Source organism: Microcoleus sp. D2_18a_D3, from assembly GCF_036702455.1.
GTDB lineage: Bacteria > Cyanobacteriota > Cyanobacteriia > Cyanobacteriales > Microcoleaceae > Microcoleus.
In genome coordinates this window covers 1-14,858 of the sequence record NZ_JAUBTK010000106.1, presented here as the reverse complement: position 1 = coordinate 14,858, position 14,858 = coordinate 1, and the positions used below count along the sequence as shown (strand labels likewise).

Genomic DNA, 14,858 nt, shown 5'->3' with positions numbered 1-14,858 from the left:
ACTCCAACTCCCACTCCAGTTGTCACTCCAACTCCGGTAGTAACTCCAACTCCCACTCCAGTTGTCACTCCAACTCCGGTAGTAACTCCAACTCCCACTCCAGTTGTCACTCCAACTCCCACTCCAAGTGTCACTCCAACTCCGCTAGTAACTCCAACTCCCACTCCAAGTGTCACTCCAACTCCGCTAGTAACTCCAACTCCCACTCCAAGTGTCACTCCAACTCCGCTAGTAACTCCAACTCCGACTCCGCTAGTAACTCCAACTCCGACTCCAAGTGTCACTCCAACTCCGCTAGTAACTCCAACTCCCACTCCAAGTGTCACTCCCACTCCGCTAGTAACTCCAACTCCCACTCCAAGTGTCACTCCCACTCCGCTAGTAACTCCAACTCCCACTCCAAGTGTCACTCCCACTCCGAGTGTCACTCCCACTCCGACTCCAAGTGTCACTCCCACTCCGACTCCGAGTGTCATTCCCACTCCGCTGGTAACTCCGATTCCGACTCCGAGTGTCACTCCCACTCCGAGCGCCAGGGAGCCAATAGAGTTAGTATCAGAATTAACTCCGATCGATCCTACGGAAATACAAGTGCCCGCACCTGTGACAGCACCAACATCGCCCACAGCCGCCGATACACCCACACCGCAAGGAGAATCTTCAACCCCTGATTCAGAAGACTTTAAACGCCCCGAAATTCGATCGCTAGACAATCTCGGTGTTGCTGCTGCCGATCATCGAGTTTTAACCATCGATCAAAGTATCATCAGTCAATTACCCGCTGGCATCGTAGCCTCTTCACTCGCATCCCAACAAGCACCAACAGTTAACCCTACTTCTAATTTAGTTCTGGGATATGTTCCGTCTCCCGATCGACTTTTTGAAGGTAACGACATACAGAAAACAGTCTGGGGAATCGAAGAAATGAGGAATCAAGAATTTGCAGAATACCTGGGGGTAGAAGCCAACCTCCTAGAGGAAAAAACCTTGATTTCGACATCCCAACAAACTTTACAAAATATCGAACAGCAAACCGGCAAGCGGTCTGGTATTATCTACATGGTCTCGCGAGAAGATCGACTAGAAATAATTTTAGTTCCTCCTGCCGGGTGGCCGATTCACTACAGCGTCCCCGAAGCCAACAGAGCAGCTCTTTTCCCCACTGTCCAGGAGTTGCGCGCTGAAATCACCAATCCCGCGAAACGCGATACTACGACTTATCTAGCCTCCGCCCAGCAACTATATAAATGGGCGATCGCACCCCTAGAAAAAGACTTACAAAACTTAGGAATTCAAACTTTATTACTGTCAGTCGATCCCGGATTGCGAAGCCTGCCCTTTGCCGCTTTACACGACGGTAAAGGCTTCTTGATGGAAAAATACAGTTTCAGCCTAATTCCGAGTTTTAGTTCGACTAATACCGATTATAAAGCTGTTAGAGACGCCACCGTGCTAGCAATGGGAAGGTCGGAATTTGTTGACCAACAGCCATTGCCCAATGTGCCGATCGAATTGCAGGCGATTTCGGCTCAGTGGCAGAGCCCATCTTTCCTCAATTCTACTTTCACTTTAGATAATCTCACGTCGGAACACGCCAAGGGAGGATTTCGGATCGTTCACCTAGCAACTCACGCTGAATTCAAACCGGGAAAAGCGAGCAATTCCTACATTCAAATGTGGAATTCCAAATTGCAGCTCGATCGCATGGAGAGTTTGAATTGGCGCAATCCGCAGGTAGACTTGTTAGTATTGAGTGCTTGTAGAACTGCTGTGGGCGATCGGGAAGCAGAGTTAGGTTTTGGAGGTTTAGCAGTAAAATCCGGCGCAAAATCTGCTTTAGGGAGTTTGTGGTATGTTGACGATGGAGGCACTTTGGGGCTGATGAGTGAATTTTACCACCAGTTGCGAGGAACCACAACTAAGGCAGAAGCTTTGCAACTGGCTCAACAAGCAATAATGTCTGGTAAAGTTCGGCTGGAAAACGGACAGCTAGTAACAACCGGCGGCCAGTTAAATTTACCTGCTAATTTACAACAAACAAGCCAAAATTTTTCTCATCCTTACTACTGGAGTAGTTTCACAATGATCGGAAGCCCTTGGTAAGCTGCCATATTTTATACCAAATCCGGTTGAAATATCCCGTTTATATTATCTCCGGTCGATTCCCTCCGCTTCGCTTAACCCGAAATCAGGTAGGGGCGGGTAAACCTGCCAATATCTGCCAATAATTGACAATCTCAAAAACCCGCCCGGCCGGGATATTATGGTCAATCGCTCGGACATGATATTATTCTTTAGTCCGCGCCGTCGGGCTTTAGTTGTGTAGTAGCGGTTTCAACCGCCGAACTCGCGAGGGAGAAGTTTTATTTCTGCTTCATCACCACCAAAGTAATATCATCAAAAACCTTCTGAGTGCCAATATACTGCCGCACATCATCAATCACAGCTTCCCGAATTTCTTGGGCACAGCGGTGACGATTTTCTACCACCACTTGCCACAACCTCTTTAATCCGTACTGCGCTTTATTAATATCGAAAGCTTCAGGAATTCCATCAGTATAAAGCACCACCACATCCCCAGGATTTAACTGCACTTCTGAAGAAGCAATAAACTCGCCAATCTCTTCTACTAAGCCAATGGGAAAGCCTAAATCCATCGTGTCTATGCGCTCCAATTTTCCATCAGCGCGCACCACAATCATTTCCTCATGTTGTCCGCTTAATTTCAGGACACCTCCGGCATAGTCTAAGATAGCTAGAGACATATTTCTAGAGGAGTCCATGCGCTGGAGATTGTCATAAAGAGTCTGGTTGAGGACATCCAAAAACTTCACTGGATCTGTTTCGTTCATTTTCTGAAGCGTCCTGACAGCCGTTTGTGCCATAATCATCAACACGCCGCTTTCTAAACCGTGTCCCGTAACATCGCCAATGCTAATCTTGACTTGACCATCCTGTTGCAATACGTCATAGTAATCGCCGCCAACTTCGTCCGCAGGTTCCATAAAACCAGCTATTTCTAAGCCTTCAATTGCCTCTAATTCTGACGGTTTTGGCAACACCATTTGTTGCAGTTGTTTCACAATGTCGAGTTCTGCACTCATGCGAACATTGTCTGCTTTTAATTTATGATTGAGAGTGCTAATTTCTTGATTCGCTTCAGCTAGTTGAGCCGTGCGTTCTTGAACTTTATCTTCTAAGTTTTGATAGAGGCGAGCATTTTCGATCGAAATAGCTGCTTGGGAGGATAAGATTTTTAAGACTTCCAATCTATCAGGGGTAAACGCCCCGGTAGTCAGATTATTTTCCAGATAGAGAATGCCGATCAGTTTACCTTGATTAATAATAGGAGCGCATAAGACTGACTTAGGCTGATTTTTTATAATATAGGGTTCGCTAGTAAAAACTCCTTCGTTAGTAGCATCCAATAAAACCACATCTTCCTGAGTCCTCGCCACATATTGAATTAAACCGACGGGCAGATTTTCGCTAGTTTCAATCTTGATTGACTGCAAAACTTTTACTTGTTCTGAATCTACATATCCTTCAGCTTCAATCAGCAATTGCCCTTGAGATTCTAAAATTAGGAAGCCAACTTGCGCCCCGGCATTTTCGATGGATATTTTCATCAATTTCGGTAGTAGTTGCTCTAGCATAACTTCACTGCCAATCGCTTGGGAGGCTTTGATGACTGTCGCGAAATCTAAAGCGATGTCCGAGCTTGTGGTAGTTTGTATTTGGGTTAAAGTCGTAGGCGCTTCTGTAAAGCGAGTGGCTGCCGAAGATTTAGTTCGTAACTGCGGATATCTTGATTCCAAATCCTCAACTTTTGCCCAAGCTTGCCAGCGAGTATAGCTATAGTATGCCTCTTGTAAATAAGTTTGGGCAATTTGGTCCATACCACTTGTTAGATAAAATTCAGCCACCAACTCATAAGCCAGGGCTTCATCTTGAATATATCCGTTGTCTCTAGCACCTTTAATCGCTCGATCGTAAAGTTCTGCGGCTTGCCAATTCAGACCTAATACTCTCGCTTTTTCAGCCTCCACTAGGTCGTATTTGTGCTGAAAATTCGCTGGGGCAAAATTAGCCCATTGCTTCATTTGTTCCTGGTTTAATTCTACTTGCTGTAAGCTGGCAGACCGATCTGGATAATACTGAGCGAGCAAGGCAAGAGAATAGTAAAAGTTATGAATAGCCACATACATAAATCCCATAACAGAATCTATATATTCTGCTGCTACAAGCGCATTACTCACTGCCTCAATATAGTTTTTCAACCAGTAACAAATATGTAGTTTAGCAATGTAAACAATACAAATTAAAGTGCGATTATTTGCTGCTAATAAACGGGGAACTATCTCATCCTCATTAAAACTTGCACCCACCAAACGAGATTGAATGATCTCTCTCCCCAAAAGATTCAAATTAACTTGTCGCCATATATTAGTTTGGTAGATAGAATATTCCTGTTTTAGCTTTAGCAATAGATTGGAGTATTGCTGCATTTTAGACTCGACAACTTCGAGGCGCTCTCCCGTCAAAAACAAATTAACGCAATAATCCTTAATACAATAACAGGCATATTCATTATCTCCTGTATCAAGTCCACTTTGAATTCCCTCTAGGAGAAGGGGAATACTATTTCTGGCTGGTTCTTTCCAGTGTCTGACTAGAGCGCAAAATAAGTTATAAACTTTGGCTTTTAGTTCTTTGGCATGATATTTATCTACTAATTTCATGGCTAATTGTCCGGCGTGATATCCAGTTTCTATCTTGCCTTGTGCCGAACAGATAGCAGCATACCAAACATAGGCATAAGCAGCCAAAGCTGAATAACCTTTTTGAATTGTTAGCTTAACCATTGTCAAGACAATTGACAGTAAAGTTTCTGGTTTAGCAAAATAAGCTGATGGACAGATAGCCATCAAAATTCGCATGACGGCTAACTTATCTGCATCCGTCATTTCTGAAAAGTTTTCTAATTCTGTTAATGTTGGTAATTCAATCTCAATATCTTCGCCAGTTGCCAGATAAATTCCTAATAATTCCACTGCATCTAAACCAGTTTCTAGTGCCTTAATAGGCTGATTTTGAGCAGTATCATTTTGAATGATTAGTTCGTAAGCCTTCACTTTGTCTAGCTGATTTTTGGCTTTTTCTAAAATGACTTCAGCTAATGTTTCCGAAGGAGCAAAGAGAGTGTTTAAATATTGTACTTCTACAGCTTCTTCATAAAGTGTGAGAGTTAGTTCGTATACGGAAATCCAACTTTCTTCTGCTAAGAGTTTCAACCCTATATCCAAATATTGAACTGCTGCACTGTAAGCTGTTGCTGTCTTTGCTTTACGACCAGCAAGCAAATTTAATTTGGCAATTTCATCTCGTTCTTGTTGTTGGGTAATAAGTTCCAAACCTATATTGAAATGATCGACGATCGTAAAGATTTTTTCGGATAATATTTCCGGCGAAAGATTTTGTCGAAGTAGACGGCCTATTTGTAAGTGAATAGCTTTTTTATCGGATTCTTTGATTAAGCTATAAGCTGCTTGTTGGATGCGATCGTGTCCAAACTTATAATTTTGAATTAATAATCGTTCGTCTAATTCGGATAAAGTAATAATTAACTCCGCTCTAATTGCTGGCTTAATGTCTGAGAAAACTTCTTCTAGCGATCGAGCGCAAATAATTGATAGAGTATGTAAGTCAAATTCTGAGCCAACACAAGCTGCCAAGCGCAACACCTGCTGAGTCGCTTCCGGCAATTTCTTGAGTTTACCAAGCATTAACTCGACCACATGATCTGTGATACCTATCGCTTCAATTTGAGGAATATCCCATTGCCAGGTGCGGGCATTAAAGTCGAAATTCAGCAGTCTTTCTGCATATAATGTTTTCAGGAATTCATGAACAAAAAAAGGATTACCCTCGGTTTTTTTTAGGATTAATTCTGCGAAAGGTTGTAAGTCTGATCGAGCGCTATGTAGTGTATCGGCAAGGAGTTGGTTGATATTTTCTAGTGCTAAAGGTGCTAGAGTAATTTTATTGACTGTTAACTCTTCTGAACGGATATCTTCCAGAGTCATCATTAGTGGGTGTTCGATTGTGACTTCGTTATCTCGATACGCCCCGATAATCAATAAATATTGAGTATCTGCATCCGTCATCATCAGTTGAATTAATTTTAGAGTGGCAGAATCGGCCCACTGCAAATCGTCCAGAAAGATGACCAAAGGATGCTCAACAGAACAAAACACCCGTATGAAGTTACCAAAAACGAAATTAAAGCGATTTTGTGATTCGATTGCTCCTAACTCTGCTAAAACAGGCTGTTTGCCAACAATTAATTCCACTTCTGGAATCAAATCAATAATTACTTGACCGTTATCGCCCAAAGCCTCTAAAAGTTTTTCTCGCCATCGATTAAGCTGTATTTCACTTTCTGTTAACAGTTGCCGCACTAATCCCTTAAAAGCGCTAACTACAGCGGAGTAAGGAATACTTTTTTGAAATTGGTCAAATTTGCCGGCAGTGAAATAGCCGCGCAGTCGGGTATTTGGTTTGTGAATTTCGGCTATTAGAGATGATTTGCCAATACCAGAATAACCCGCCACCAACATCATTTCTATTTGGGATTGGGCATTGTCCGCTACTCGCTCAAATGCTGTTAGTAGTGCTTCTACTTCGGCTTCGCGTCCGTAGAGCTTTTGGGGAATTTGAAACTGGTCGGAAATGTCTTGAGTCCCTAAAGAGAAATCAGATATATTTCCTGTGGTTTGTAACTGATGCAAACATTCTGCTAAATCATTTTTGATTCCGAAACCACTTTGGTATCGCTCCTCAGCGGTTTTTGCCATCAGTTTCATTACAATATCTGACAGGGCCTGGGGAATTTCTGGATTAATTTGATGAGGAGAAATTGGCACTTTAGCAATATGACAATGCACTAACTCCAGGGCATCATTTGTTTCAAAAGGGAGTTGGCCTGTCAGTAACTCATAGAAAGTGACACCGAGAGAGTAAAAGTCGGTGCGGTAATCTAGGGAACGATTCATTCTTCCTGTTTGTTCAGGTGAAATATAAGCTAAAGTACCTTCTAAGACGTTAGGATTTTTGACGGTAGGATTTTCGCGGGTGAATTTAGTAGAAATACCAAAGTCTATAATTTTGAGTTGCCCGATTTCTGGGTTGAAAACAATATTGCTAGGGTTAATATCTTTGTGAACAATATTCGCAGCGTGAATACTGCTTAGAATTTCAGCCGTTTTAATAGCAATGCTCAGAAATTCCTGTAGGGGCCATACTCCCCTGCCTGATTCCCTACGCTCATCCATCAACTGTTTTAAAGATGACGCGCCAAAATCCTCAAGGATGATACACAGGGTTCTCTGATAGGGCTTTAATTCGTAAGCTTTAATTACTCCATCTAGATTCAGATTTCGAGTAATTTCATATTCCTGCTTATAGCGAACCAGTTCCGAGGGAGTAGGATAGTCTTCTTTGAGGAATTTAAGGATGACGGCTTGGTTGTCCTGTTGCCGGATGCCTCGATAGATAGTGGAGTTGGTACTTTCGTAGATTTGAGTGAGAATTTGGTAGCCATTAATCTCGATCATTTTCAGGTTTCAATGATAGAAGAAAATGTTATTAAAGATAGTCAGCAATCATTAGGGTCGAGCGGACTGATCCATTATAGTAGCTGAGGATGCTTTGATACCCATGCTAAAGGTGAAATCTTCACATTAATATACTGTCGCACATCCTCTATCACAGATTACCTCATGGCAATAGCAGGTAACTTTCATTACCTGCTAATTTACAACAAGAAAAACAATAGTTTTCCGATATTTATTGCTGGAGTATTTTCACGGTGAGATTTTTTTAAAGTCCCCTATTTTAATTAGCAAATCTGTTCGTTCAACAATCATCTCTAACCCGCCAATGCTCTATCTAGGGTTGATTGCTCTCGGATTTGGTGCCGCAGTTCCGTAATTGACTCGACAGCCGATATTGAACAAACTCGAACTGCACTCAAGAGGGACAATCTGCTGATCGAGGAGGGCGCTGCAACTGACATACTCGTCATTATTAGTATCTCTTACCATACATTCGATCGGGTTAGCTCCCGATCGCGCCGCCCAACTCTTCATACCTACGACTGCAATCATATGCTGCCAGTAGAAAGCAAATAGCGACACTGCAAACAGTACAGCAACTGCTAATCCTGCTTTCAACTTCCAACTATTTAGGACGTTTCCCAAACTATTTTTCACGTTTTCCACCCCAGAAATTGAGCTTTCGGTAGTTATTTCTGGAGTTGTCAAGTTTGTTTGTGTTTGTTCTGCTGGAATTTCCGACATAATGTATCTCCTGTGATTGCTGGGACTTGGCTAATCTGGCAGTTGCGATCGCTATTGCAAACTTTATCAAATTTTAGCAAAACTAGCCTGTACCGACAACCGATTGGCGCAGCACCGCCGGGGAAGTATGTATATCCACCAAGGGGGGTCGCGATTTCTATGCCTTTTGAGGTATTGCCCAATTCGCGTTAGCAGAGGCCTCGAAGAGGAGCGGCTATTTTGCACCTAGGGCAATAGAATTGTTGGCGATGTTCTTGGAAAACGGCTCAAGTGAATCAGCTTTTTTGCGAACCGCAGAGAGCGCAGAGGGCGCAGAGGAAGAGAAAAGAGAGATATATAGCCTTTCGATCTCTCATATGAGGTACTCCTGGGCATAGGGCATAGGGCATAGGGCGTAGGGCATAGGGCATAGGGGGTAGGGCGTAGGGCATACCTCACTTTTTTGAGAACCGCTATATTGACTGTCACCAATCATTTATGGTTTCGATAACAGTTCTAATAACTCTGATTCCGAAAGTAGTTCGATTCCCAAAGATTGAGCCTTTTCCAACTTAGAACCCGCATCTTCTCCCACAACCACATAATCAGTTTTAGCACTCACCGAACTTGTGACTTTACCTCCTGCTTTTTGAATCAAATCTTTAGCTTCATCTCGTTTCAAAGTGGGCAAAGTTCCGGTAAGCACAAAGCTTTTGCCTGCAAGTTGTAAATTTGTGCTGGCTAAAGTGGGATTTTTTACTTCTGACTGCAATTGCAAGCCCGCAGTTTTCAACCGTGCAATTAAACTTTGATTAGCCGGAACTCGAAACCACTGATAAACAGCTTGAGCAATTTCCGGCCCGATGCCGTAAACCCCCTCAATCGATGCCGCCGATACCCCTGCTAACTCTTCCACATTTGCAAACCTTTCTGTCAGCAATTGAGCATTCACGCTGCCGACGTGGCGGATGCCCAAGCCGTAAAGTACGCGCGAATAAGGTTGATTTTTCGATTGGCCGATCGCACTTACCAACTTTTCTGCTAACTTCTTACCCATGCGTTCCAAACTCATCAATCTTTCCGCTGTCAAATCGTACAAATCCGCCGCAGAATGCACCAGATTGCTATCAACCATTTGCTGCACCAACTTTTCGCCAACACCGTTAATATCCAGAGCATCCCGGCTGCAAAAATGAATCAGCGAACCCCTCAAAATTGCCGGACAAGATGTATTGATGCAGCGAGTAACGGCCTCCCCCTTTTCCCGAACCACAGGCTGTTCGCATTCGGGACAGCAACTAGGCATTTGGAAAAGTTGAGCATTTTGGGGGCGAAGTTCCGGCAAAACTCGCACAACTTCTGGTATAATTTCTCCAGCTTTTCTGACAATTACAGTATCGCCAATGTGGAGGTTCAGATCGGAAAGTCGATCGCTATTATGGAGAGAAGCCCGCGAAACCGTCGTCCCCGCCAACTGCACCGGTTTGAGTTCCGCTACAGGAGTTAGAGCCCCGGTTCTGCCTACTTGTACGGTGACAGCTTCTACTATTGTAGGGACTTCCGCCGCGGGATACTTCAGGGCGATCGCCCAACGCGGAAACCTCTGAGTAAAACCCAATTGTTTTTGCAGCAAAACCGAATTAATCTTAACAACAACCCCATCCGTCATGTAAGGCAAATTCCGCCGCTCAGTATCCCAATATTCGTAATACTCCCGAACCTCATCCAAAGAATAGCAAATTTTGCGATTGGGATTCACCTTAAACCCCATTCGTCGCAACAATTCCAACGAATCCCACTGCGTGTTACCCTCGTTACCTTGATCTAAATGCAGAGTATAAGCAAAGAAATCCAACCTGCGCTTATCCACAATTTTAGAATCCAACTGCCGCAGCGTACCCGCCGCAGCATTGCGAGGATTAGCAAACAATTGTTCCGCCGCTTTTTCCCGTTCCCGATTAATTTCCTCAAACACAGCTAAAGACAAAAAAGCTTCTCCCCGCACTTCCACAACAGGCGGCGGATTATCTAAATTGAGCTTTAAAGGAATGGATCGAATAGTTTTGACATTTTGAGTAATTTCCTCTCCCGTAATGCCGTCTCCCCGCGTCGCACCGCGAACTAAAACCCCATTTTCATAGGTTAACGCTAAAGCAGAACCGTCAATTTTCAATTCGCAAACATAGGAAACCCCCCCCAACCCCCCCTTGCTAAGGGGGGGAGTAATTTCCCTATTTTCCTTATTGCTAATGGAAGATGTTATTCCCTCTTGTCCCCCCCCTTGATCAGGGGGGGTTAGGGGAGGTGCATTTCCTTCTTGTCCCCCCCCTTGATAAGGGGGGGCTAGGGGGGGTGCATTTCCTTCTTGAACGGGGGTTAGGGAGGGTGCATTTCCCTCTTGTCCCCCCCCTTGATAAGGGGGGGTTAGGGGGGGTGAATTTCCTTCTTGACCGGGGGTTAGGGAAGGTGCTACCCTTTGCCAGCGTTCCTGCCATTTAGCAAATTCCTCAAAATTAAAAGCATTTTCCAAACTGTAGAGAGGAATATTGTGTTTGACGCTAAAAAATTGAGTAGCAGGCTGTTCTCCCACGCGCTGAGTCGGACTTTCCGCAATAATTAATTCAGGATAATCTGATTCTAATTCTTGCAACTGGCGATAAAGTCGATCGTACACCTCATCTGGCATAATCGGCGCATCGAGAACATAATAAGCATAGCTAGCTTCCTGTAGCTGGTGCCTCAACTGTTGAATTTGCTGCTGAATCTCTACTGCCATATCGATTTAAGGTTTTCGATTTTTGATGTTAGATTTTTGATGATAACTCTCCATTTTAGCTCAAAAAAAAGGATCGAGCAACCTCTATGCTGCCAGACCTATTTTAGATTTGAGATGAGCAATGTCAATTTGATCTAAAAACCAAGATCCTGCAACTAGAAAATCAAAACTTATCCTAATTGTCACCCTGCCCAAAAACGGATACTTACTTTCCGACAAGAGTTGCCAGTCGGCCAAAATTTTCGACTCTTGTTCAACCTCCCAGATTCATCTGGAGGAAATTTCCAATCCTTCGACTGATTGAACGCCGAACGTTGCACCAAACCTGTCACGCCGAATTCTCAATTTTAAAATCCATTGACTCGCCTTTATAGCTGCCAATTTATGGGCGTAAATTCTCACAAATTCAAGTCGGGAAACTCTGTAAATTTCTTATTTTCCCCCGACATGGAAGGTTGAAGATTATCACCATCTTTTTCGCCGTTCAAGGTGCTATTGGGGCGGGATTTGGTGAAGTCTTGAGCGTTTGGCTTGGTGAAAGCGAGCGGTTCAGCGTGTTCTACCTGAAATACATTGGCGTAGAGGTTGGCAATAATTTGTTTGCCTCCCTGGGTCAATTCCAAGTAGTTCAAAGCTGCAGGAATGTAGGGAAAAACTCCATTCCAATAAAACTTGGCGTAATTTTGCCGCAAATCTCCCGGAGACTTGTAGCCCAAGATTTTATTAGTGCCGACTTCCTCAAATTCGTAGAAGAGAGCACTTATTTTTCGCAGGTAATTTGGATCGCTCAACTGACCGATCAAATCGGCGGCCCTAGCGAGTCCAGAATAATTATTGCGGTCTTGATGAGTTTCGCTAGCAGGAACTGGGAAGCGCGTCAATTCAATATTGCGCTTGATTTGTTCGGCATCAATTAATGTGTGGCCGCCGAAACGTTCGTCAATTACGAGTTTTCCTCGATCGACATGATAAGGAGTTAAACTGGCAGAAGTTGCGCCGATCGGCACAGAAACCATGCCCCCGTCAATACCCGTAGCGTAGAGTCCCACAGATTCTTGGTCTTGGCGGCAAACACCTTTGACGTAGCCGATATCGTGACACAGCAGCGAGATCAGGTAGTGCAGCCAATCTTCCGGCGACACTCCCCCTTCGCGAATATGCTTGCCGCGGAGAATCTCTTGTCCCACCAAAGCCACGAGCATTGTGTGTTCCACATTGTGGTATAGAGCATCGCAGTTAGCGATATTTTCCAGAGCCATAGTCCCTGCCCAGGCGATAATTTCCGGGTAGTCAGGCTTGTACTTGCCGTAGGTGCGACGGTAGCCGGCCTGCAACTCTTGCACAAAAGCGTCAATCAGGATAGCAGTTGCATTGAACATCATAAATTCTCTCACTCAGGCTGTAGTTACAAACTTGATCGAAAATATCTTGCATAGCTGAAAAAATAATCAATGGGCATTCCAGTAGGTTTGACCCCTCGGCGTTGAATTTTAAATTTCAGCTAGTCTTGTCAGGTCAGAAAATTGCTTTTTTGGCTATGCTTCCCAAGATAACCTAATTTCTGAAGTATCCGAAGCAAGAGATCGATTTTTGATCATTAAATTTTGACGAAACAATTTACCTCATTTCACCGACTAATTATTAGAAGTCCTAGGTGTGAAAGTTATGAACTGTCTGTTTTCGAGCCTCTCCACTGCTGCCCTTCGCTCTCGGCGGTCGATCGCCCCAAAATACCTAGGATTGTTTGCATTCACGGCTGTTTGCACCGCTGCACCGGCAATGGGGGCCGAGCGAATTTACGTAACTTACGGGCCACTAGAAGAATCAGTTCCCATCGAATCCCTGGCACTGTTCGCCAAAGAAGGCAAAATAGACTCAAACTTGGACGGCTTCGCTCAGTATGCCAAAGAATCTCAGCTAGCTGAGATTCGCAGCGCCCTGCAAGCGAAAGCTGAAATCAGCCACGTGACGATCGCCCAATTCCTTTACACGCCTCAAGGAGAAGTGCTGCTGAGACGCTTGGGCCGAGTAATTCAAACCAAAGCTCGGCAGCCTGGATTTTATGCCATCCGAGCCGCCCTGATTTTAGCAGCCTCAGATCCCGAAGGCCTGACAATTCTCAACGTGCTGCGGAAATTCCCCACCTATGGCATCAGGATTGACATCGCCCGCGCCTTGGGTATCGCCAACGAGCTGACATCGCTGATCAACCGTTCCAATCAGACGATCGCCGGAGTCGTCCAGTTGTCCGAAGCACAAGCAGCCTCTGAACCCGCCATACCGCCCGCCGAAATGCAGCAGCCCCAGCTACCAGGCCCTTATACTTGGAAAAAATCATCAGTAACTGTGACGAGTCCAAATCGCCCTCGCACGTTTGATATGGACATTTACCTGCCGCAGGGCAGCCCCCAACCGGCTCCTGTAGTAGTAATTTCCCACGGTTTAGGTTCCGATCGCTTTTCCTTCCAGTATTTAGCCAAACACCTAGCTTCCTACGGCTTTGCCGTCGCCGTCCCCGAACACCCCGGCAGCAACGCCCAACAAATCCAAAACTTAGTAACAGGCAGAGCCAGCGAAGTAGCAGAGCCAGCAGAATTTGTCAACCGCCCCCTCGACATCAAAGACCTGCTCGATTATTTAACCAAACTTTCTACAACCGATCCGACCTACCAAGGGCAGCTCGACTTGCAGCGAGTCGGCGTCATCGGCCAGTCTTTCGGGGGCTATACGGCTTTAGCATTAGCCGGGGCGGAGATTAATTTTGCACAGCTAGACAAAGATTGCGGACTCGAAAACGATACTTGGAACCTCTCCCTACTGTTGCAGTGCCGCGCCCGCGGCCTAGAGCGCAACCAGTACAATTTCGACGACCCGCGCATCAAAGCTGCGATCGCGATCAACCCGATCGTCAGCAGCATTCTGGGAGAAACAAACCTCAGCAAAATCCAAATCCCAGTCATGGTAATAGCAGGCAGCGCCGATACCGTCGCCCCCGCTTTGCTCGAACAAATTCAACCGTTCACATGGCTGACATCGCTCAACAAATATCTGGTATTGATGATAAACGGGACTCACTTCTCAACGATCGAGGAATCCCCTCAAAGCCTCTTTTTGCCACCAGCAGAGGCGATCGGGCCCGAACCAGCTTTAGCCCGTCGCTATCTCAGCGGACTCAGCCTAGCTTTCATGGAATGCTATTTGAACAATAAATCCAATTTCGGCCCGTATTTGGAGCCATCCTACGCTTTAAGCATCTCCAGAGACACTCTCGGACTGAGAATTTTGCGATCGCTCACCCCGCAGCAACTCCAGCAGTTCAGGATTTCTCCACCTGCTCGCAGGCCAGTCTCTCCACCTGTCCTCGCTCCTGTTCCTCTACCTTCTCCACCTCCCATAGCTCCCGTTCGTTAGGGTTGAGGTGCGCCGCGTGTGCACGCTATCTTCATCTTTTCGCGCGGGGGATATGGCGTCGGGCCCCGCCAGCTACGCCCATCTCTCTCCTTACATCAGCTTTCCTAATCACAGTCATCAGTTTAACTGTCCTCAAACCCCTTTACAAACGTTAACAATACCGTTAATAATAGAAACATCATCCGAACATTGACAACCAAATACAGCAATCATAAAACCATGACAACAACCTTACAGCAGCGCGAAAGCGCCAACGTCTGGGAACGCTTTTGTGAGTGGGTCACAAGCACCGACAACCGCATTTATGTAGGTTGGTTCGGAGTCTTGATGAT

The 14,858-nt window shown here is 45.1% G+C and carries 6 protein-coding genes and 1 pseudogene; 3 read left to right on the top strand and 4 right to left on the bottom strand.

Annotation, left to right across the window (positions count from 1 at the left end; genetic code table 11):
- Positions 1-2,103: CHAT domain-containing protein (locus tag QUB06_RS30550; protein WP_333438468.1), on the top strand; the 2,103-nt coding region annotated here is incomplete at its 5' end.
- 260 nt (positions 2,104-2,363) lie between these two features.
- On the opposite strand, the gene QUB06_RS30545 is transcribed toward QUB06_RS30550, so the two are convergent.
- The 4 genes from QUB06_RS30545 to QUB06_RS30530 form a co-directional block, all read right to left on the bottom strand.
- Positions 2,364-7,616, bottom strand: coding sequence for an AAA family ATPase (locus QUB06_RS30545; protein ID WP_333438467.1), 5,253 nt, complete (start codon positions 7,614-7,616; stop codon positions 2,364-2,366).
- 330 nt (positions 7,617-7,946) lie between these two features.
- Entirely contained in the window at positions 7,947-8,360 is a 414-nt protein-coding gene (locus QUB06_RS30540; protein WP_333438466.1) for a hypothetical protein, read from the bottom strand.
- A gap of 475 nt (positions 8,361-8,835) precedes the next feature.
- A complete protein-coding gene (gene ligA / locus QUB06_RS30535) occupies positions 8,836-11,115 on the bottom strand; it encodes an NAD-dependent DNA ligase LigA (RefSeq protein WP_333438465.1) in 2,280 nt (759 codons plus the stop codon).
- A gap of 398 nt (positions 11,116-11,513) precedes the next feature.
- Positions 11,514-12,494 (bottom strand): Npun_R2479 family HD domain-containing metalloprotein, encoded by a 981-nt coding sequence (locus QUB06_RS30530; RefSeq protein WP_333438470.1) that lies wholly within the window; start codon positions 12,492-12,494, stop codon positions 11,514-11,516.
- Positions 12,495-12,780: 286 nt separating this feature from the next.
- On the opposite strand from QUB06_RS30530, the gene QUB06_RS30525 reads away from it, so the two are divergent.
- Both QUB06_RS30525 and QUB06_RS30520 read left to right on the top strand, forming a co-directional pair.
- Positions 12,781-14,526: an alpha/beta hydrolase gene (locus tag QUB06_RS30525; protein WP_333438464.1), complete on the top strand. Its 1,746-nt coding sequence runs from the start codon at positions 12,781-12,783 to the stop codon at positions 14,524-14,526.
- 219 nt (positions 14,527-14,745) lie between these two features.
- Positions 14,746-14,858, top strand: a pseudogene (locus QUB06_RS30520) (photosystem II q(b) protein); the annotation flags it as partial.

Coding starts and splice junctions, on each gene's coding strand:
- QUB06_RS30525 (WP_333438464.1), top strand. CDS start 12,781: ATGAACTGTCTGTTTTCGAGCCTCTCCACTGCTGCCCTTCGCTCTCGG.
- ligA (WP_333438465.1), bottom strand. CDS start 11,115: ATGGCAGTAGAGATTCAGCAGCAAATTCAACAGTTGAGGCACCAGCTA.
- QUB06_RS30530 (WP_333438470.1), bottom strand. CDS start 12,494: ATGTTCAATGCAACTGCTATCCTGATTGACGCTTTTGTGCAAGAGTTG.
- QUB06_RS30540 (WP_333438466.1), bottom strand. CDS start 8,360: ATGTCGGAAATTCCAGCAGAACAAACACAAACAAACTTGACAACTCCA.
- QUB06_RS30545 (WP_333438467.1), bottom strand. CDS start 7,616: ATGATCGAGATTAATGGCTACCAAATTCTCACTCAAATCTACGAAAGT.